15 protein-coding genes are annotated in these 18,974 nt (G+C 73.6%); 8 read left to right on the top strand and 7 right to left on the bottom strand.

Annotated features, from left to right (window positions below; all coding sequences use genetic code 11):
* Window positions 1–8: 8 nt before the first annotated feature.
* Entirely contained in the window at window positions 9–1,109 is a 1,101-nt protein-coding gene (locus ACFW48_RS08325) for a citrate synthase 2 (RefSeq protein WP_345632514.1), read from the top strand.
* A gap of 535 nt (window positions 1,110–1,644) precedes the next feature.
* Window positions 1,645–3,108 carry a PAS domain-containing protein gene (locus ACFW48_RS08320; protein WP_386311586.1) on the top strand — a complete coding sequence of 488 codons (1,464 nt, stop codon included), beginning with the start codon at window positions 1,645–1,647 and terminating at the stop codon, window positions 3,106–3,108.
* Between the two features lie 559 nt (window positions 3,109–3,667).
* On the opposite strand, the gene ACFW48_RS08315 is transcribed toward ACFW48_RS08320, so the two are convergent.
* Window positions 3,668–4,423, bottom strand: coding sequence for an SIS domain-containing protein (locus ACFW48_RS08315; protein WP_386311584.1), 756 nt, complete (start codon window positions 4,421–4,423; stop codon window positions 3,668–3,670).
* Between the two features lie 211 nt (window positions 4,424–4,634).
* Between ACFW48_RS08315 and ACFW48_RS08310 the strand changes: the two genes are divergently transcribed.
* Window positions 4,635–5,327, top strand: coding sequence for a metal-dependent transcriptional regulator (locus ACFW48_RS08310; RefSeq protein WP_386311582.1), 693 nt, complete (start codon window positions 4,635–4,637; stop codon window positions 5,325–5,327).
* A 557-nt stretch (window positions 5,328–5,884) separates the two neighbouring features.
* A complete protein-coding gene (locus ACFW48_RS08305) occupies window positions 5,885–6,811 on the top strand; it encodes an alpha/beta fold hydrolase (RefSeq protein WP_386311581.1) in 927 nt (308 codons plus the stop codon).
* Window positions 6,812–6,832: 21 nt separating this feature from the next.
* Here ACFW48_RS08305 and ACFW48_RS08300 read toward each other — a convergent pair whose 3' ends face one another.
* The 3 genes from ACFW48_RS08300 to ACFW48_RS08290 all read right to left on the bottom strand — a co-directional run bounded on the left by ACFW48_RS08300 (window position 6,833) and on the right by ACFW48_RS08290 (window position 10,036).
* The gene (locus ACFW48_RS08300; protein WP_386311579.1) at window positions 6,833–8,482 is read right to left on the bottom strand and encodes a transporter; all 1,650 of its coding nucleotides are present in this window, start codon (window positions 8,480–8,482) and stop codon (window positions 6,833–6,835) included.
* Window positions 8,479–9,270 (bottom strand): ABC transporter ATP-binding protein, encoded by a 792-nt coding sequence (locus tag ACFW48_RS08295; protein ID WP_386311577.1) that lies wholly within the window; start codon window positions 9,268–9,270, stop codon window positions 8,479–8,481. The genes ACFW48_RS08300 and ACFW48_RS08295 overlap by 4 nt, the downstream gene beginning before the upstream one ends.
* 112 nt (window positions 9,271–9,382) lie before the next feature.
* Window positions 9,383–10,036, bottom strand: a complete 654-nt coding sequence (locus tag ACFW48_RS08290) for a bifunctional DNA primase/polymerase (protein WP_386311575.1) — start codon at window positions 10,034–10,036, stop codon at window positions 9,383–9,385.
* A gap of 294 nt (window positions 10,037–10,330) precedes the next feature.
* Here ACFW48_RS08290 and ACFW48_RS08285 point away from each other — a divergent pair, with 294 nt between their 5' ends.
* Window positions 10,331–11,716, top strand: a complete 1,386-nt coding sequence (locus ACFW48_RS08285; protein WP_386311573.1) for a transcriptional regulator — start codon at window positions 10,331–10,333, stop codon at window positions 11,714–11,716.
* A 201-nt stretch (window positions 11,717–11,917) separates the two neighbouring features.
* Window positions 11,918–13,747: a hypothetical protein gene (locus ACFW48_RS08280; RefSeq protein ID WP_386311571.1), complete on the top strand. Its 1,830-nt coding sequence runs from the start codon at window positions 11,918–11,920 to the stop codon at window positions 13,745–13,747.
* A 20-nt stretch (window positions 13,748–13,767) separates the two neighbouring features.
* On the opposite strand, the gene ACFW48_RS08275 is transcribed toward ACFW48_RS08280, so the two are convergent.
* Window positions 13,768–15,084, bottom strand: a complete 1,317-nt coding sequence (locus ACFW48_RS08275) for an ABC transporter substrate-binding protein (RefSeq protein WP_386311569.1) — start codon at window positions 15,082–15,084, stop codon at window positions 13,768–13,770.
* A 117-nt stretch (window positions 15,085–15,201) separates the two neighbouring features.
* On the opposite strand from ACFW48_RS08275, the gene ACFW48_RS08270 reads away from it, so the two are divergent.
* Window positions 15,202–15,702 carry a hypothetical protein gene (locus ACFW48_RS08270; RefSeq protein ID WP_121747611.1) on the top strand — a complete coding sequence of 167 codons (501 nt, stop codon included), beginning with the start codon at window positions 15,202–15,204 and terminating at the stop codon, window positions 15,700–15,702.
* A gap of 47 nt (window positions 15,703–15,749) precedes the next feature.
* The gene (purU, locus tag ACFW48_RS08265; protein ID WP_386311567.1) at window positions 15,750–16,646 is read left to right on the top strand and encodes a formyltetrahydrofolate deformylase; all 897 of its coding nucleotides are present in this window, start codon (window positions 15,750–15,752) and stop codon (window positions 16,644–16,646) included.
* A gap of 178 nt (window positions 16,647–16,824) precedes the next feature.
* Here purU and ACFW48_RS08260 read toward each other — a convergent pair whose 3' ends face one another.
* Together ACFW48_RS08260 and ACFW48_RS08255 are read right to left on the bottom strand one after the other, a co-directional pair.
* The gene (locus ACFW48_RS08260; RefSeq protein WP_386311565.1) at window positions 16,825–18,357 is read right to left on the bottom strand and encodes a zf-HC2 domain-containing protein; all 1,533 of its coding nucleotides are present in this window, start codon (window positions 18,355–18,357) and stop codon (window positions 16,825–16,827) included.
* Window positions 18,354–18,944 (bottom strand): sigma-70 family RNA polymerase sigma factor, encoded by a 591-nt coding sequence (locus tag ACFW48_RS08255; protein WP_386311563.1) that lies wholly within the window; start codon window positions 18,942–18,944, stop codon window positions 18,354–18,356. The genes ACFW48_RS08260 and ACFW48_RS08255 overlap by 4 nt, the downstream gene beginning before the upstream one ends.
* Window positions 18,945–18,974: the final 30 nt, after the last annotated feature.

The raw sequence follows: 18,974 nt of genomic DNA, 5'->3' as shown, positions 1-18,974 counted from the left end.
GCCGCCTGATGTCCGACTTCGTACCCGGGCTAGAGGGAGTCGTCGCGTTCGAGACGGAGATCGCCGAACCCGACAAGGAGGGCGGAGCCCTCCGCTACCGCGGCGTCGACATCGAGGACCTGGTCGGGCACGTCTCCTTCGGCAACGTCTGGGGCCTGCTCGTCGACGGGGCCTTCAACCCCGGCCTGCCGCCCGCGGAGCCCTTCCCGATCCCGGTCCACTCCGGCGACATCCGCGTCGACGTGCAGTCCGCGCTCGCCATGCTCGCACCCGTCTGGGGCCTCAAACCCCTCCTGGACATCGACGCCGAGCAGGCCCGCGCCGACCTCGCCCGCGCCGCCGTCATGGCCCTGTCCTACGTCGCCCAGTCGGCCCGCGGCCAGGGCCTGCCCATGGTCCCGCAACGGGAGATCGACAAGGCGCAGTCCGTCGTCGAACGCTTCATGATCCGCTGGCGGGGCGAGCCCGACCCCAAGCACGTCGCCGCGGTCGACGCCTACTGGACCTCCGCCGCCGAGCACGGCATGAACGCGTCCACCTTCACCGCCCGCGTCATCGCCTCCACCGGCGCGGACGTGGCGGCGGCCCTCTCCGGCGCCGTGGGAGCCATGTCCGGCCCGCTGCACGGCGGCGCCCCCTCCCGCGTCCTGCACATGATCGAGGAGATCGAGCGCACCGGCGACGCGGAGGCCTACGTCAAGAAGACCCTCGACGCCGGCGAACGCCTCATGGGCTTCGGCCACCGCGTCTACCGCGCCGAGGACCCCCGCGCCCGCGTCCTGCGCCGCACCGCCCGTGAACTGGGCGCCCCTCGCTTCGAGGTCGCCGAGGCTCTGGAGAAGGCCGCCCTGGCGGAACTCCACGCCCGCCGCCCCGACCGGGTCCTGGCCACCAACGTCGAGTTCTGGGCCGCCATCATGCTGGACTTCGCCGAGGTCCCGGCTCACATGTTCACCTCGATGTTCACCTGCGCCCGCACGGCCGGCTGGTCGGCCCACATCCTCGAACAGAAGCGCACCGGCCGCCTGGTCCGCCCCTCCGCCCGCTACGTGGGCCCGGGCTCCCGCGACCCGCGCGACATCGAGGGCTACGCCGACATCGCGGACTGACGAGTCCGACGAGTCCGGAAAACGCAGACGACCCGCGAGTCTGGTTCCTCCAGTGGAGGAGCCGGCCGGACGTACCGGCGACTCGCGGGTCGGGTGACTGCTTGGGATTGGGCCGGCTGCACGCGTCTTTCACGCGCTGGTCCGGCACCGCACTCGGTGTGGTGACGGGCCGCTAGCCCGCAGCCACCTCACGCGTCCGGTTCTCATACATCTGCCGAACCACCTCCCTTCTCGTGTACCGCACACCCTAGGAACCGTTCGGCCACCGATCAATCGGTTTTTCCGAGCCGATTCGCCGCCGATCTCCCATGGACGCTTCTTCGCTGGTCACCTACGGTTTCGCCCATGACGGAGCGACAGGCGCGCGGGTTCGCGGGACGGGAGCGGTACGTACTGGACGGCGAGAGCGACGCGTGGGTCGGTCCGCGGCTCGTCCCGCACCCCTCATGACGGCGGCGTATGCCGAGTTTCCGCAGTACAACGATTTCTGCAATCTTGCGGGAACTCGATGTGTGCTGCATCACGTTCGAGTTGAATGAAGGCCAGTGAGCGAACCGACGTACCGTACGGCGGACGCAGCCTGCAGGGGGTCCAGGTGAGTGCTTCCCGGCGTAGTGGGACCACCGACGAGCTGGGGCCGGACGAGCCGGAACAGCCCGAGCGGGACGGCGCGGACCTGTTGGCCGCGCTCCTCGACGGGATGGACGCCGCCCTGTGCGCCTTCGACGCGCAGGGCATCGTCACCCACTGGAACCGCGAGGCGGAGCGGATCCTGGGCTGGACCGCGGCCGAGGCCGTGGGGCGGCAGGGCTTCGCCGGGTGGGCCGTGCGCCGGGCGGACGCCGGAGAGGTCGAGGAGCGGCTGCTGTCCGCGATGCGGGCCCCGGGGCGGCAGGTGCACGAGTTCGCGCTGCTGACCAAGGACGGCGGGCGGGTGCTGGTGCGCACCCAGTCCGCGGCCGTACGCGGTCCCGACGGCAGGCCCGCGGGGGTGTACTGCGCGTTCAGCGAGGTGCACGCGCAGATCGACCTGGAGCGGTCCATCGCGCTGAGCGAGGCCCTGCTGGAGGACGCGAGCTGGGGTGTCGTGCTCGTGGACGTGGACCTGCGCCCCGCCGTCGTGAACGCCCACGCGGCGCGTGCGCTGGGCGCCGGGCGCACCTCCGTACTGGGCCGGCCGCTCGGTGATCTGCTCGTCCAGGGCGTGGAGGAGCTGGAGAACGCGCTGACGCATGTGCTGGCGGAGGGCGCGCCGCCCGCGCCCGCCGAGGTCTGGGTGAGCGTGCGCACCCCGGAGGGTGAGCGGCGCCGGTGCTGGCGCAGCGGGTTCGTGCGGCTGGCGTCGCCGCTGGCGGAGGAGCCGGTGCCGTTGGGCGTCGGCTGGCTGTTCCAGGACGTCACGGAGTCGAAGCAGGCCGAGCAGGAGGCGGCGCTGCTGCGATTCCGGGCCAATCAGCTGCACCGGGCGGCGCGTGCGGCGGCCGAGTGCGAGGACCCGGCGGAGGCGGCGGTCGTCCACCTGGACTTCGCGCTCGCCGGGTTCGCCGACCACGCCCTGATCGACCGGGTCGTGGGCGGGGCGGTGACCGACACCGACGCGTCGGACCCGGTCCGGCTGGTCCGGGTCGCGGCCACGCCGTCCGGTGCGCCCGGGCCGAGCGTGCCGACCGGGACGGCGGGGATGCCGGTGCGCTACGGAGAGGGGCATCCGGCGGTGCAGTGCGTGGAGCGGGCGGGCTCGGTGCGGGCCAGCGCCGGTGTCCGGGCGGTGCCGGCCGAGCAGGTGCGTGAGTGGGCCGCGGCCCGGCAGTGGCCGACGGACACGGTGCACGGCCTGTGCGCGGTGCTGCGCAGCCGGGGCAGGACGCTGGGCGTTGTCACGTTTCTGCGGGGCGCCGGGCGGAGCGCGTTCGAGCGGTCCGACGCGATGTACGCCGAGGACGTGGCGGTCCGCATCGCGACGGCGCTGGACCTGGCCGGCGAGGTGGAGAAGCGGTAGCGGCGAACCGGGACGTCCGGGGCCGACCACGCCCCCGGCCCCGGACGGCGCACCCGCGGGGGCCCGGGCGGCGCGTCCCGCGGGGGTCTGAGCGCCCGGCCAGGCGCCCGCCCGGGCGGCGCGTCCCGCGGGGGTCTGTGACGGCGGGCCCCGCCAGGCCCGAGCGGTGGCCGCTCCGCGGGTCTGGGTGAGGGCCGTGCGCGGGTTCGGATGGTGGCCACTTGCGCGGGTCCGAGTAGTGCGCCTGCGCGGGTCTGAGCGGCGCGCCCGCTGGGGGTCTGGGCGGTGCGCCCCGTGCCGGTCTGAGCGGCGCGCCCCTGGGGGCCGGGCGGTGTGCCGGCGCGGGTCTGCCCGTGGGGGTCGGAGCGGTGCGCCCCGTGCTGGTCCGGGGCGGTGAGTCCGGCACGGGGTCTGCCCCGCGCGTCCGGCACGGGGTCTGCCCCGCGCGTCCGGCACGGGTTTGCCCCGCGCGTCCGGCACGGGTTTGCCCTGCGCGTCCGGCACGGGTTTGCCCTGCGCGTCCGGCACCGGTCTGCCTCCGCCCCCGTGCCGTGGTCGCTCAGCGGCGGTAGAAGATCCGGTCGCGGTACTGGTCCAGCACGCGGCCGTTCCACTCGTGGCCGCCGTCCACGTTGCCCGAGCGCAGCAGGGGCGGTTCGATGCCGCGGTCGGCGAGGGTGGCGGCCGCCGTGGCCATCACGGCCTGGAGGAGGGCGCTGGTGACGACCGTGGAGGCGGGTGCGAAGGGCACCGGGACGGTGTCGAGGGTGAGCTCCGCGTCGCCGACGGCGATCTTGGAGTCCAGCACGATGTCGCAGTGGTCCTTGAGGAAGGTGCCGGAGGTGTGCCGCGACTTGGTCTCGGAGGCGTACGCCACCGAGGTCACGCCGATGACCCGTACGCCGAGCGCGCGGGCGTTCAGGGCCATCTCCACGGGCAGGGCGTTGCGCCCGGAGAGGGAGACGATCACCAGGGCGTCGCCCTCGCGGAGCGGCGAGGAGTCCAGTACGACGCTCGCGAGGCCGGCGACGCGCTCCAGCGCGGAGCCGAGCGTCGCCGGCATCACGTCCACGCCGACGACGCCGGGCACGGCGAGCAGGTTCATCAGGGCGAGTCCGCCGGCGCGGTAGACGACGTCCTGGGCGGCGAGGGAGGAGTGACCCGCGCCGAAGGCGAAGAGCCGGCCGCCGTCCTGCACGGTGTCGGCGAGCAGCGTGCCGGCCGCCTCGACGGTGTCGGCCTCCTCGTCGCGGACGCGTCGCAGGAGGTCGATCGCGGCGTCGATGAACTGGCCGGCCGGCTTGCGGTCGCTCATGCGGGACCCCTTCGGTGTGGCTGCGTCGCGGATCACCGTGCGGTCTGGACCAGTGCGGTGTCAATACGGCGTCAACGCGGCACAGTGGGCCGCGCGGGCCCGGGTTTCCACGGCGAGGCACGGTTGTCGGTGGTATGCGTCAGAATTGAATGCAGGGCCAGCGCACGCGCCGGTGGGCCGTAGCCTCCGGCAATCTCATCAAGGGGCACGAATGTCCGGACTGATCGACACCACGGAGATGTATCTCCGCACCATCCTCGAGCTGGAGGAGGAAGGTGTGGTCCCGATGCGCGCCCGGATCGCCGAGCGGCTCGACCAGAGCGGCCCGACGGTCAGCCAGACGGTGGCGCGGATGGAGCGCGACGGTCTGGTGTCCGTGGCGGCCGACCGGCATCTGGAGCTGACCGACGAGGGCCGTCGGCTGGCCACCCGCGTGATGCGCAAGCACCGGCTCGCGGAGTGCCTGCTCGTCGACGTGATCGGCCTGGAGTGGGAGCAGGTGCACGCCGAGGCCTGCCGCTGGGAGCACGTGATGAGCGAGGCCGTCGAGCGCCGCGTGCTGGAGCTGCTGCGGCACCCGACCGAGTCGCCGTACGGGAACCCGATCCCGGGCCTGGAGGAACTGGGCGAGACGGACATCGCCGACCCGTTCCTGGACGAGGGCATGGTGTCGCTCGCCGACCTGGACCCGGGGCTGGAGGGCAAGACGGTCGTCGTGCGCCGTATCGGCGAGCCGATCCAGACGGACGCGCAGCTGATGTACACGCTGCGCCGGGCGGGCGTGCAGCCCGGTTCGGTGGTGAGCGTGACGGAGTCGGCGGGCGGCGTGCTGGTGGGCAGCGGCGGCGAGGCGGCCGAGCTGGAGGCGGACATCGCCTCCCACGTGTTCGTCGCCAAGCGCTGAGCGGTCGTTGGGCCCTTGGTCGTCGGGTAGTCAACTTCCCGCCGTGCTAGGGGAATCCGCGCCACCGGGCCGGTCCCGTCGTTTCCGAGATTCAGTGCGCCGAATCGCAGCGCCCGGACGCTTCGCGTGCAAGGCTGTCGCGTGAGGCATATGACGTGCGGAGTTCTTGGCCGTGGCCTGACAGCGATGTCGCCCGGTCGGAGAGGGGCCGGACGGAGAGGGGTGGGGCGTGCCGGAGAGACGGAGAGGGCCCCGGCGCCGTGTGGCGCCGGGGCCTGTCCTCCCCTGTGCTGACCCGGAGCCCCGAGCTCCCAGGGTCAATCCCCTCGGACCGTTTTCCCCGAGCGGTCCGCCTCCCGTTGAAGATCTCCCCCCGGCGACGGCGATCAATCCCTGAGAGGTGTCACTCGAATGAGGGGTGTTGCCCGCCTGAACGGCGTTCTCGAATAGGCATTCGATACTCTGCGAGCGTCGATCGGTCGCGGACACCACGGCAGGTACGGCAAGGCACGGCAGGCAGAACACGGTCCGAGCGGAGCTTGGGGGTGCCAGGACCTATGGCGCGGCGCATCGACGTGACCGGCGCGGGCGGCGTACGCCTCGCGGCCTGGGAGTTCGGCGACCCTCCCAAGACCGACCGCCGGACGCATGACACGGCGTCGGGGGACAACCCGGCGGACACGGTCCGGGGGAGCGCCGCGTACGGGGCCGGTGACCTGCCGGGCGTGCTCTTACTCCACGGCCTGATGGGCCGCGCCTCGCACTGGGCCCCCACCGCCCGCTGGCTCTCCGAGCGTCACCGGGCCGTCGCCCTCGACCAGCGCGGCCACGGCCGCAGCGACAAGCCCCCGCGGGCGTCCTACACCCGCGAGGCCTACGTAGAGGACCTCGAGGCCACCCTGGAGCAGCTCGGCCTCGGCCCGGCCGTCCTGATCGGCCACGCCATGGGCGCGCTGACCGCCTGGCAGCTCGCCGCCAAACGCCCCGACCTGGTCCGCGGTCTGATCATCTGCGACATGCGGGCCTCCGCGCTCGGCGCCGCCTCGCAGCACACCTGGACCGAGTGGTTCCGCGCCTGGCCGGTCCCCTTCGCCACGCTCGCCGACGTACGCAAGTGGTTCGGCGAGGACGACCCGTGGGTGGAGCGGCCGAACCCGGCCCGGGGCGCGTTCTACGCCGAGGTGATGGCCGAGTCCCCGGACGGCTGGCGGCCCGTCTTCGAGCCGGAGCAGATGCTCAGGTCCCGCGAGACCTGGGTCTACGACGCCCACTGGGAGGAGCTGGCCCAGGTGCGCTGCCCGACCCTGGTCGTGCGCGGCCTCGACGGCGAGCTGGGCCGCGCCGAGGCGCAGGAGATGGTCCGCGTGCTGCCCCGCGGCCAGTACGCGGAGGTCGCCGACGCCGGCCACCTCGTCCACTACGACCAGCCGGAGGCGTGGCGGGCGGCCATCGAACCCTTCCTGGACTCTCTCCGGGAGGGCTGACCGCCCCCCCGGGGCGACCCGTCACCCCTTGCTGACCGCCGTCAGGATCTCCGGCAGCCGCCCCGCCGTGCGCGGCGCGGCCAGCCGCAGACCGAGCAGCGTCAGCACGGCGCCGTACACCGTGCCCACCGGGAGCAGCAGCCAGCCGCCACCGCCGCCCTCGCGCACGTTCAGCCAGATCGTCAGCGCGATCACCGGAGCGCACAGCAGGGCCGCGCCGACCATGCCGCCGAAGATCGAGATCCAGGCCAGTCCGACCTGGCCGGGGGCGACGTTCTTGTACCCCTCCTGCGGGATGGAGTACGGGAAGCGCGCCGAGGTCCACGCGCCGGTCGCCAGCATCGCGCCGAGCAGCGCGAAGGACAGGCCGAGCGCCTCGGGCAGCGTCCGCCAGTCGTCGAGTATCGCCGTGGTCAGGACGGTGACGAGGGTGGCGTACGGCAGGGTGATCAGCAGCAGGGCCAGCGCGCGGGCGCGCAGCTCGACGTACGCGTCCCGCGTCGAGGAGATCGTCATCGCGACCATCCAGAACGCGGACGTGTCCTGCCCGAACTGGTTGTACATCTGGATGCCGAGCATCCCGGCGGCGAAGCAGGCGAAGTAGACCGAGCCGGTGCCCTGCCAGGCGTTGAACACCGGCACGATCAGTCCGATGGCCAGCGAGGTCACCCAGGCCGCCTTGGTCTTGGGGTCGCGCCACACATAGCGCAGGGCGCGCTCCATGGTGGTGCCGGTGCGGCCCGCGGGAAGCAGCCGGGCGAGTTTGGCCGAGCCGCGCTCGCGGACCGGTCGGGTGTCGCTCTGCAGGGTGGAGCCGTCGGGCGTGGTCATCAGCCGCGTCAGGTGGCGCTCCCACACCCACAGCAGCAGCACCAGGGCCGCCGCGGTCAGCGCCAGCTGGGCGAGCGCGACGCCGTACGACCCGTCGCTCGCCGCGTCCATCGCGCCGATCGCCGACGCGGGCGGCACCCAGCGCAGCACGTCGGCCGCCGGGTCGAGCTGCTCCAGTCCCGACGAGCCGAGCCGCTGCGCGCCGAAGTTGACGAGCTGCGCCCCGACCGCGACGACCAGACCGCTCAGCACCGCGAGGTCGCGTCCCTTGCGGCTGGTCAGCAGCCGCACGTTGGCGGCGGCGACGGCCCGGGCGAGGGTCACGCACACCAGCAGCGCGAGGACGGCGCCGACGACTCCGACGGCGTACGCCGCCCCGCCGTGCGCGACCGCGACCACGGAACCGGCGAACATGCACAGCGTGAACAGCGGCCCGATGCCCACGAGCGACGCCGCGAGCAGGGCCCGGACCAGCGGGCGGGGCCGCAGCGGAAGCATCACCAGCCGGGTCGGGTCGAGCGTCTCGTCGCCGCCGGGGAAGAACAGTGGCATCACCGCCCAGCCGAGGCCCAGCACCGCCGCCAGCAGGACGACCAGCGAGTCCACGTGCGCGTATCCGCGCAGCGCGATCAGGCCGATCAGCTGGAGCGCGGCGAAGAGCAGCACGACGACGGCCGAGGCGACGTAGGCGGCCCGCCGGCCGCCGGACTGCCGCAGCCCGTTGCGCAGCAGGGACAGTTTCAGCCGTACGAAGACGGACGTGACGGACGTGCCCGACGTGCCGGACGCGGCAGGTGTGCCCTGCGTGCCGGAGGTGAAGGGTGTGGCCTCCGCGCTCATCGGGACCCGCCGCCCAGCCAGTCCAGATCGGACCCGGCGTCCCGGCCCCCGGCACCGACGAGTTCGAGGAACGCCTGCTGCAGGGAGGCCGCCTCGCCGCGCACCTCGGCGAGGGTGCCGGTGGCGCGGATGCGGCCGGCGGCCATGACGGCCACCCAGTCGCACAGCGACTCCACCAGCTCCATGACGTGGGAGGAGAAGACGACGGTGGCTCCGGAGGCGGTGTAGCGCTCGAGGACGCCCCGGATGGTCTGGGCGGAGACCGGGTCGACGCCCTCGAACGGCTCGTCCAGGAAGAGCACTTCGGGGTTGTGCAGCAGCGCGGCCGCGAGTCCGATCTTCTTCCGCATGCCGGTCGAGTAGTCGACGACCAGCTTGTGCTGGGCTCCGGACAGGTCGAGCACGTCGAGCAGCTGCGTGGCCCGCTTGTCCACCTCGTCGCCGGGCAGTCCGCGCAACCGCCCCGTGTAGGCGAGCAGTTCCCGCCCGGACAGCCGCTCGAACAGCCGCAGCCCCTCGGGCAGCACCCCGATCCGGGCCTTCACCTCCACCGGATCACGCCAGACGTCGTGCCCGACGACCTCGACCGATCCCTGATCCGGCCGCAGCAGCCCGGTCACCATGGAGAGGGTGGTGGTCTTCCCGGCCCCGTTCGGTCCGACGAGCCCGATGAACTTGCCCGCGGGCAGCTCCAGATCGATCCCACCCACGGCAACCTGCTGCCCGAACCGCTTCCAAAGCCCTTGTACGCGTACGGCGCTCGCGCTCACCACGTCTCCCTCCGTCAACAAGAACCCTACGGGGGGAACGCGCCCCTCCAGGGGCGCGGGGAACCACGCGATCAATCACGTGCCGCCGGCGGACGCCCGGCAAGGCGAGCCACGCGGGAGGGGGCGCCCCTCAGCGATCCCTGCCGCACGCGTACGCCAACGGCGAGATCAACTCCTCCACATCCGGCAGCCACCGGTTCGCCGGCGTCGGCCGGCAGGCCCACTGCACAGCGCCCCGCGTCCCGTACCGGGTGGGCGGCGCGGCCACGTACGTCCCTTCCCCCAGCGCCGTCAGGTCGAGGGACAACGGCGACCACCCCAACCGCCGCACGAGGTCCGGCACCTTCACCGCGGCCCCCGGGAGGACGAAGAACCGCATGCGCCGGTCCGGCGTCAGCGTCACCGGCCCGAGCGTCAGCTCCATCCGCTCCATCCGGGCGAGGGCCAGGAACCCCGCGGTCTCGGGCACGTCGATCGCGTCGAACGTCCGCCCCGTGGGCAGCAGGATCGACGCCGTCGGCTGCTTCTGCCACATCCGGCGGGCCACGGTCGCGCTGCCCGTCGCCTGCGTCGCCCAGTCCTCGCGCGCCGGGTGCGCGCCCGGGGCGGCGCACGCGGGGTCCGCGCAGGAGCAGTGCTGCACCCCGTCGGCGGCTACCAGCCAGGTGCCGGGAAACACGTCCCAGTGGCGCTCCTCGGCATAGCGTACGGCGGTCTCCAGCAGCGATGTGCCGCGCTGCTGGGGGATCTGGGCGGCTTCGGTGCCGGGGATGGTCTCTTCCACGTCGAACTCAACTCCCGTGCTCACCAGGGGTTACGGGCGGTGCGCGCGCGGGGGAGGAGCATCGATTCCGCATCCGGGGCGCATGGGTGCATGCGTGGGGGCGCGCGGGAGGATTCGCCGCGGGAGCTGGGTAGCCACGTGTGGGGCCGGCGTCGGCCGGTGCTCCGGCAATCCTCGCAAGCTTCGCAAGTCTCGCATTGTCGGCACATCGACGGGGCATTGATCTTCACGGCCGGAACTTTTCGTCCGCCGGGACAGCACCGAGACCGCATGAGACCGCATGGGGGTTACGCCATGGCCGCAAGGCCGCTCGTCGCGCGGCAGCCGAACGAACGACTGCAGGCGCTCATTCAGGAAGCGGGCTGCTCGAACGCGGGCCTCGCCCGCCGGGTCAACATGTGCGGGGTCGAGCACGGTCTCGACCTGCGGTACGACAAGACGTCCGTGGCCCGCTGGCTGCGGGGACAGCAACCGCGCGGCCGGGCACCGGCGATCATCGCCGAGGCGCTCGGACGCAAGCTCGGCCGCACGGTCACGATCGACGAGATCGGCATGGCCAACGGCAAGAACCTCGCGTCGGGTGTCGGCCTCCAGTTCTCGCCGACGGTACTGGGAGCCATCGAGCAGGTCTGCGAGTTGTGGCGCAGCGACGTGGGGCGCCGGGACTTCCTGTCCGGCTCCTCCGTCGCCGCGTCCGCGCTCGTCGAGCCCAGCCGGGACTGGCTGATTTCCGCCCCCGACTCGCAGGTGTCGCGCTCGGCCGGGCCGCGGGTGGGCCAGTCCGACGTGGCGGCCGTGCGGGCGATGACGCAGGCGCTGGTGGACCTGGACCACCAGTACGGCAGCGGGCACGTGCGCCCGGTCGTCGTGCACTACCTGAACAGCGTCGTCTCCGGCCTGCTCGCCGGCTCCTACCGGGAGGCGGTCGGGCGGGAGTTGTTCGCCACGGTCGCCCGACTGACGGAGCTGGCCGGATACATGGCCGTCGACACCGGGCAACCGGGGCTCGCCCAGCGGTACTACATCCAGTCGCTGCGGCTGGCGCAGGCGGCCGGGGACCGCGGCTACGGCGGGTACGTCCTCGCCGCGTCCATGAGCCACCTGGCCGCGCAGCTCGGGAACCCGCGCGAGATCGCGCAGTTGGCGCGCGCGGCGCAGGAGGGGGCGCGCGGGCGGGTGACGCCGCGTGCGGAGGCGATGTTCCACGCGGCCGAGGCACGCGGCCACGCGCTGCTGGGCGACGTACGGGCGGCCCACACGGCGGCCGGACGGGCGGTCTGCGCGATGGAGGCGGCCGATCCCGCCTCCGGGGACGACCCGGTGTGGATCGCGCACTTCGACGAGGCGTATCTCGCCGACGAGTTGGCGCACTGCCACCGAGACCTCGGGCAGGCCGACGCGGCGGCACGGTACGCACGGCAGTCCCTGGACGGGCATCCGGAGTCGCGGGCGCGCAGGCGGGCCATCGGCCATGTGCTGCTCGCCACCGCGCAGGTGCAGCAGCGCGAGGTCGAACAGGCCTGCAGCACCGCGACGAAGGCCGTGGAGCTCCTCGGGACGCTGCGCTCGAACCGGGGCGCCGAGTACCTGGAGGACTTCCAGGCCCGGCTGGAACCGTACCGGGAGGAGGCGGTGGTAAGGGAGTTCGGAGCGCGGCTCGACCTGCGGACCGCCGCGTGAACGAACGGGCCGCGGACGGGTGAACGTGCCGGAAACTCCGGCGCGGTGAGCGGCAAGTGCCATGAACAGCGTGCCGCGGCCCGGTTTTGTTACCGCGGTCACAGGGAAGGAGTTGACGCCCCATGCTGCGTGGCAGTGGGCTCCGGGGACCCGGTAGCGTGAGCCGACGATTCCGAAGGTCCCCCATTCGTAGGAGTCCCGGTGACGCAGAGTGGACAGGGCGAGGAGCCCTCGGCGCGGCAAGCGCACGAAGGCATCGTGCTGCCCTCGGACGGCGGCGAGCCCTTGCTGCCGGGCTCGGCCGGCGGACCCGCCGGCCCGCAGGCCGGTGGGCCCGTGTCCGCCTCGGCGCCGCCCGGCGGCCAGGCCTGGGACCGGCCGTGGGGCCCCGAGCAGCAGCAGAGCCCGGCCCAGGGCCAGGGCCAGGGCTGGCCCACGCCGCCCGGCGCCCAGCCCTGGGGGACCCCGGAGGCCGACCGGTCCCCCGCCCAGCCGGCCGACCCGCACGCCTGGCCCGCGCAGGGCGGCGGCCCGGCCCAGGCCCCCGGCGCCCTGCCGCCCCAGGGCGGCCCGGGCCCGCTGCCCCCGGAGGGCGCGCAGGCCCCGACGTACGGGGGACCGGCCGACGGCGGCCAGGCGTACGGCGCGCAGCCGTCGTACGGCGCGCAGCCGTCGTACGGCGCGCAGGCGTCGTACGGACAGCACGGCCAGGCGCCCTCCGCCCCGCAGCCGCAGCAGTCACAGGGGCACCAGCTGCCCGCGCCGCAGCCGCACGAGTCGCACGGCCACCAGCCGCCGCAGCCGCCCCAGCCCCAGGCGTATCAGCCGCACGGGCCCCAGCCGCACGCCCCGCACCCCTCCGCGCCCTCGACGCCCGCCGACGAGGGCGCCACCCAGTACCTGCCGCCGGTCGGGATACCCGCGGACGAGGGCGCCACGCAGTACATACCCCCCGTGGCCCCGGGCGCGCTGCCTCCGGAGAGACCCGCCCAGTCGCACGCCGAGTCGACGCAGTTCCTCGGCCGGGCACCGCAGTACCCCTCGCAGCCCGCGGCCGGGTACCAGCCCGCCCCCGCCGCGCCCACCCCCGACGCTGAGGCCACGCAGTTCATCGCGCCCGTGCCCGGCGGCCCCGCCCCGGCCCCGTACGGTGCCGCGCCCGGCGGTGACGAGGGTCGGCAGCCGCCCGCCGAGTTCGACAACCTCTTCCGCAGCGCGCCGGGCGCCGACGGCCCCGCCTCCGCCACCCAGCAGCTGCCCGCCTTCGACGAGCCGCAGCATCCGCGCCCCGGCGACCAGCCCATGTACGCCCCGCAGGGCCCGGGTGGCGGTGGTGGCGGCGGCAGGCGACGCGGACACGACAGCGGGGGCGGCCGGGATGGCCGCGGCGGGCGGACCGGTTCGCGCCTGCCGCTCCTCGCGGCCGTGGGCGTCGGTATAGCCGTCGTCGGCGTCGGCGCCGGCGCCATGATGGCCGGTGGGGGTGGAGAGGAGGACGAGGGCGGCAACCAGACCGTGTCCGCCACGGCCCCGGTCTCCGAGTCCGCGTCGGCCTCCGCCTCGCCGTCCGTCGACCCGGTCCGGCAGCAGGCCGTCGAGCTGGACAAGCTGCTGGCCGACAGCGGCAACAGCCGGACCACGGTGATCAACGCCGTCGGTGACGTGAAGTCCTGCGACAACCTGCCCCAGGCGGCCAAGGACCTGCGCGAGGCCGCCAAGCAGCGCACCGGGCTGGTCACCAGCCTCTCCCAGCTGTCCGTGGACAAGCTGCCGCAGCACACCGAGCTGACCACCGCCCTCACCAAGGCGTGGCAGGCCTCGGCGTCGGCCGACAACCACTACGCGGCCTGGGCCGACCAGACGGCCGGCAAGAAGGGCTGCAAGAAGGGCAAGGCCCGCACCACCAGCCACACCCAGGCCGGCAACCGGGCGAGCGGCACGGCGAGCAAGGAGAAGGCCGAGGCCGCCAAGATCTGGAACACCATCGCCAAGAAGTACGGCCTGACGGAACGCGAGCCGACCCAGCTCTGACCCGGTGTGACCGGGCCGGGTCAGGCCACGTCGGCGTTCTGCAGGGTCCGGGTGGTGTCCACGGCGCCGTCGCGGGCCGACACCAGGCGGCCCTGGCGTACGACCTGGAGGGTGACCTCGGCGTTGACCAGGCGCGGGAAGCCGACCGACGCCAGCTTGTCCGCGAACTCCCATCGGAGGGTCGGGGTGAGCCCGCCCGTGTCGATCTTCAGCCCGTCGTCGAGGGCGCGGGTCAGGGTGTCGGCGCTGACCTCGCCGTCGCCGAGCGACTCGACGGCCGCCTTGAGGACGGTGTACGCGATCCAGGTGGTCTGCACCCCGGCATCCGCCGCGTCGACGCTGTTGTCGCCGAACGACTGCTCCTTGATCACCTTCTTCATCCCGTCCCAGGCCGGGTCGTTCACCGCCGGGTACCAGCCGGTGACGTACGCCCCCTCGTAGGGCCCGGACGTCCCGCCGCTCGCGTTGATCGTGGTCTGGTCGACGCTGCCGAGCACGCTCGCGGTGCCCACCTCGGGGTAGTCCTCGCGGGCCCGCCGGAAGGAGTCCATGAAGGTGCCGGTGCGGTCCCCGAGGACGGGCACCACGCACCCCGGTTCGCCCGGGTCGGTGGTCGCGCGCTCCAGTGCCTGCTCCGACTGCCCGTCGTACGCGGTGGCGTCCTCCGCCGCCCGCTGGTCGTGGGCCCGCTCGTGCCCGCCCGCGGTCAGTCCCGAGTCGAGCAGCACGGGCAGCTGGTCGCCCGCGATGGTGTCGGGCCGGATGAGCGTGACGGGCCCGCACGACTCGGCGAGCGTGCTGCCGAGGCCGGCCAGCAGCGCCGGCTGGCCGCCGTTGACCGGGTAGGACAGCGGGCTGGTGAACTCCGTGTTGGTGATGCCGTAGCCGCCGATGTACGGGATGCCGGCGCCCTCCAGCACAGGGAAGAAGGAGTCGGCGTGCTGGCTGTAGGAGCCGACGACGGCGACCGCGTTCTCCTTGACGGCGCGCCGGGCGCACTTCGCGGCGGTGATGCCGTCGTTGTGGTCGTTGCAGGTCAGGACGTTGAGTTCGCGGCCGGCGAGGCCGCCCCGGTCGTTGATCCAGCGGGCGTAGGCCTGCGCGAAGGCGGGCATGCCCGGTTTGTTGGTCGCGCCCGTGTCCTGCGGGGCCCAGGTCATGACGGTGATCGGATCGTCCCCGGAGCCCCCCGTGGCACCGGGGACGATCCCGCAGCCGGCGGCGAGCGACGCACACGCCACCAGGGCGCCCGCGGACAGAGCGCCGGTGCGGGTGGCCCGGGAGCGGCCGATCAGGCCGCGGAGGAAGGTACTGCGGGTGGGTCGCCTGCCGGTCATGTACCCGCACGATTCCGTCACACGGCTAACCTGTAAGTGATCTGCGGTCAACGCGTGGTGACGCGGAGGTGAATTACGGGGGCCGGTGAGGCACGGGTGGAGGGGAACGTACGATCGATGACCGTGCAAGGTTCGGAGAACTCTTCCCGTCGCGGCCGTCGCTCCTCCACCATGGGCGGCATGCCACTCAACGACATGCCGTGGTGGCGCTGGCGCAGCCAGGTGCGTTCAGCGCTGCACATGCTCTCCGCCCCCGCCTTCCAGCGGGACGTCTGGCTGGCCGGTGTGGACGGCTACGGCGACGTCACCGACGCGGTGTACCGGCTGGTGGAGGACACCTGGCTGGATCACTGGTCCGCCGAGAAGTACGTGGGCACGGTCTTCCGCGACTCGCAGGAGGCGGCGCTCGTCGACACCGCCGTGCTGCGCGTACTGCGGATCATGCACCAAGTGGGGCCGGACGCGCCCGTGAACGCGTACCTCGACCACCCGGACTGGCCGGAGGCGGTGCGGGCGGCGCGTGACGCGCACGTGCGGCTGGCCGCCGGTGACGGCGAGGATCCGGAGGTGGAGCCGCGCACGCTCGAGGTGCTGCAGATCCTGACCCGGTCCGCCTGACGGGACGGTGCTCGGGCGGCGGGCCCGGATATGGGACCCTGTCCTGCATGAACGAGCAGTCCGCCGCGGCCGTCCCGCCGGCCGCCGCCGCCCCGGCCGACCAGTACGTCCTCACCCTGTCCTGCCCCGACAAGCAGGGCATCGTGCACGCCGTGTCGAGCTACCTGTTCATGACCGGCTGCAACATCGAGGACAGCCAGCAGTTCGGCGACCATGACACGGGACTGTTCTTCATGCGCGTCCACTTCTCGGCCGACGAGCCGGTGACCGTGGACAAGCTGCGCGCCAGCTTCACGGCCATCGGTGACGCCTTCCACATGGACTGGCAGATCAACCGGGCCGACGAGAAGATGCGCATCGTGCTCATGGTCAGCAGGTTCGGGCACTGCCTGAACGACCTGCTCTTCCGGGCCCGGATCGGCGCGCTGCCGGTGGAGATCGCGGCCGTGGTGTCCAACCACACCGACTTCGCCGAGCTGGTGGGCTCCTACGACATCCCCTTCCACCACATCCCCGTGACGAAGGACACCAAGGCGGAGGCCGAGGCGCGCGTCCTGGAGATCGTGCGCGAGGAGAACGTCGAACTCGTCGTGCTGGCCCGCTACATGCAGGTCCTCTCGGACGACCTGTGCAAGCAGCTCAGCGGCCGGATCATCAACATCCACCACTCCTTCCTGCCGAGCTTCAAGGGCGCGAAGCCGTACCACCAGGCGCACGCGCGGGGCGTGAAGCTGATCGGCGCGACCGCGCACTACGTGACGGCCGACCTCGACGAGGGGCCGATCATCGAGCAGGAGGTCGAGCGGGTCGGCCACGACGTCACGCCGGACCAACTGGTCGCGGTGGGGCGGGACGTGGAGTGCCAGGCGCTGGCGCGGGCCGTGAAGTGGCACGCCGAGCGGAGGATTCTGCTGAACGGGCGGCGGACGGTCGTTTTCGCGTAAGGGCTCCGCCCAGGAGCTCCGGGGATCCGTCTCGCGGGCGGCTGCGGGCGGGTGGGGGCTGGTCGCGCAGTTCCCCGCGCCCCTGAAGGTGTGTCCACTGCACGTCCTCCAGGGGCGCGGGGAACTGCGCGAGCAATCACCCACTGCCCGCAGCCGCCGACGACGCAGCCACCGCCCCTTACATCCGGCTCAGGCTCGCCGCCGCGAACAGCACGTCCCTGATCGCCTCCCGGTCGCCCATCTGACCCGCCGCCGCCTCCGCCGGAGGCACATGGCCCGCGGCCAGTCGGCAGAACTCCACGCCGTCCAGGGCGATATGGGCCACCTCGTGCTCGGCGGAGCCCACCGCGCCCGGGGAGTCGAGCGGGATGAGCCACTCGCCGCCGCCCGAGCCCTCGATCTCCAGCCGCAGGCTGCGCCCCGGCTCACCCGCCGTGACCAGGTGCGGGCGGTCGCCCGGAGCGGCCAGCCCGGCCCGTCGGCGTGCCGCCAGGACGCCCGGCAGCATTCGGGCCGCGAGGTCGATCATGCGGTTCAGATGGCGCGCGGAGGGCGGCTCGTACGGGTAGTCCACCGCGTCGGCGATGTCCTCCGCGTGCACCCAGCACTCGAACGCCCGGTCCAGCATCGCGTCGTGCAGCGGTAGCTCGGAGTCGCCGTACGACACCGGCATGCGGCCCGCGTCGCCGGTGAACGACACGGTGCGGACGATGCCGTGGCTCTGCTCGCGCCAGGGTGCCCGCACCGCGCGGGTGGGCGGGTAGTGCGAGGCCCGCCAGTACGCCTCGGTGCGGCCGGCCGGCGCGGGGGCGGGTGTGGTGATGTCGCCCAGCGGGTCGTCGAGGCCCAGGGCGACCGCGACCAGCCCGTCCACCGTCAGCAGGTGCGCGATGACCCCGGCGACGGTGGTACGGCGGCTCGCGGCCTCGTCGGCCTCGAACCAGCGCAGCCTCACCGGCGCGTGCCACTCGGCGTCGCCGATGTCCAGCAGCAGCGCGTCCAGCCGCGCGGTCTCGGCGTCGTACGGTGTGGCCCACTCGGGTACCGGGATGCGCGGCGGGCGCCGCTCCAGGCACCCGTCCAGGACGCGGGTGCGCAGGGCCGGGTCCAGGTCGAGGCTCTCCGGTCGCTGGAGCAGCGCGACGGCCTCACGCAGCCGCAGCGCCTCGTCGGCACAGGCGTCGCACTCGCCGAGATGCTCCTCGACGGCCGCGGCCTCCTCGGCCGAGCAGGCGGCCAGCGCCCACGCCCCGAGGAGCGACGTCAACACGTGGTGCCCCAGCGCGACCGCCCCGCCCGGCACCGCATCGGGCAACGTCCGCCCACCGTCCTCGACGGACGCACGGGGCAGCGGTATACGCGGACCGGGGCCGGGACCGGATCCGCCGTCTCCGTCGTGGGACGTCGGCTCGCCGGGTCCACCGGCCCCACGGTTGGGCGTAGGCCCATCAGGCCCATCAGGCCCATCAGGCCCATCAGACCCACCAGGGCCTTCGCCGGGTGCCGGCCCGCCGGGCCCGTCGCCTCCGCCATGGTGTCCGGGTCCTCCAGGGGCGCCCGGCAGGGCGTTGCCGCCTTCGGACGCGCCGGGGCTGCCGGGGCGCCCGGGACCGCCGAAAGTACCGGGGGCGCCGGGCCCAGCCTGTCCCGCCGGCTCCCCGAGCCCCCCTGGCCCCTCGGCGGCCCCGTTCTCGTCGTACGCCCCCTTCATGCCGCACCCCCGTATCCCGGTGGCGCGCCGGGGGTCTCCGGGGCGCCGGCGTCGCGGGCGGTGGAGAGGAGCTGGAGGCCGAGGCGCAGGCGGCGGCGGGCCTCGTCCTCCGTGACGCCGAGGTCGGCGGCGGTCTGGCGGTAGTCGCGGCGCTGGAAGTAGGCCAGTTCCAGGGCGGCCCGCAGCGGGGCCGGCATGGACTGGACGATGTAGTCGGCGCGGGCGGCGACCGAGGCGTGGCGCACCTTGCTCTCCAGCTCCTCCGCGGTGCCGGGGCCGCCGCGGGCGAGGGCGGCCGTCTCGGTGGCGCGCAGCCGCTGCACGGCCAGGCGGTGGGTCAGCGTGGCGACCCACGTGCGCAGCGGGCCCTGCCGGGGGTCGTAGGCGTCCGGGTGCTCCCAGACGTGCGCGAAGACGTCGCGCGTGATGTGGTCGGCGGCCCGCTCGTCACCGAGCACCCGGTGCGCCAGGCCGTGCACGAGCGAGGCGAACCGGTCGTAGAGCTCGCCCAGGGCGGCGGCCTCCCCACGCGCGAGCCGCTGCTGCATCTTGCGGTCCCAGCGCAGTGGTACGTCCCTCTTCGCCATGCGGCCCCTTCACCCCCTGTGCGGTCCTCT

The organism is Streptomyces sp. NPDC058812, from assembly GCF_042744565.1.
GTDB lineage: Bacteria > Actinomycetota > Actinomycetes > Streptomycetales > Streptomycetaceae > Streptomyces > Streptomyces thinghirensis.
Note: the sequence above shows the minus strand (reverse complement) of the source record. Positions and strands in the feature narration are given on the sequence as shown.

Coding starts and splice junctions, on each gene's coding strand:
- ACFW48_RS08325 (WP_345632514.1), top strand. CDS start 9: ATGTCCGACTTCGTACCCGGGCTAGAGGGAGTCGTCGCGTTCGAGACG.
- ACFW48_RS08270 (WP_121747611.1), top strand. CDS start 15,202: ATGACCGTGCAAGGTTCGGAGAACTCTTCCCGTCGCGGCCGTCGCTCC.
- ACFW48_RS08315 (WP_386311584.1), bottom strand. CDS start 4,423: ATGAGCGACCGCAAGCCGGCCGGCCAGTTCATCGACGCCGCGATCGAC.
- purU (WP_386311567.1), top strand. CDS start 15,750: ATGAACGAGCAGTCCGCCGCGGCCGTCCCGCCGGCCGCCGCCGCCCCG.
- ACFW48_RS08320 (WP_386311586.1), top strand. CDS start 1,645: ATGAAGGCCAGTGAGCGAACCGACGTACCGTACGGCGGACGCAGCCTG.
- ACFW48_RS08275 (WP_386311569.1), bottom strand. CDS start 15,084: ATGACCGGCAGGCGACCCACCCGCAGTACCTTCCTCCGCGGCCTGATC.
- ACFW48_RS08305 (WP_386311581.1), top strand. CDS start 5,885: ATGGCGCGGCGCATCGACGTGACCGGCGCGGGCGGCGTACGCCTCGCG.
- ACFW48_RS08260 (WP_386311565.1), bottom strand. CDS start 18,357: ATGAAGGGGGCGTACGACGAGAACGGGGCCGCCGAGGGGCCAGGGGGG.
- ACFW48_RS08310 (WP_386311582.1), top strand. CDS start 4,635: ATGTCCGGACTGATCGACACCACGGAGATGTATCTCCGCACCATCCTC.
- ACFW48_RS08285 (WP_386311573.1), top strand. CDS start 10,331: ATGGCCGCAAGGCCGCTCGTCGCGCGGCAGCCGAACGAACGACTGCAG.
- ACFW48_RS08300 (WP_386311579.1), bottom strand. CDS start 8,482: ATGAGCGCGGAGGCCACACCCTTCACCTCCGGCACGCAGGGCACACCT.
- ACFW48_RS08255 (WP_386311563.1), bottom strand. CDS start 18,944: ATGGCGAAGAGGGACGTACCACTGCGCTGGGACCGCAAGATGCAGCAG.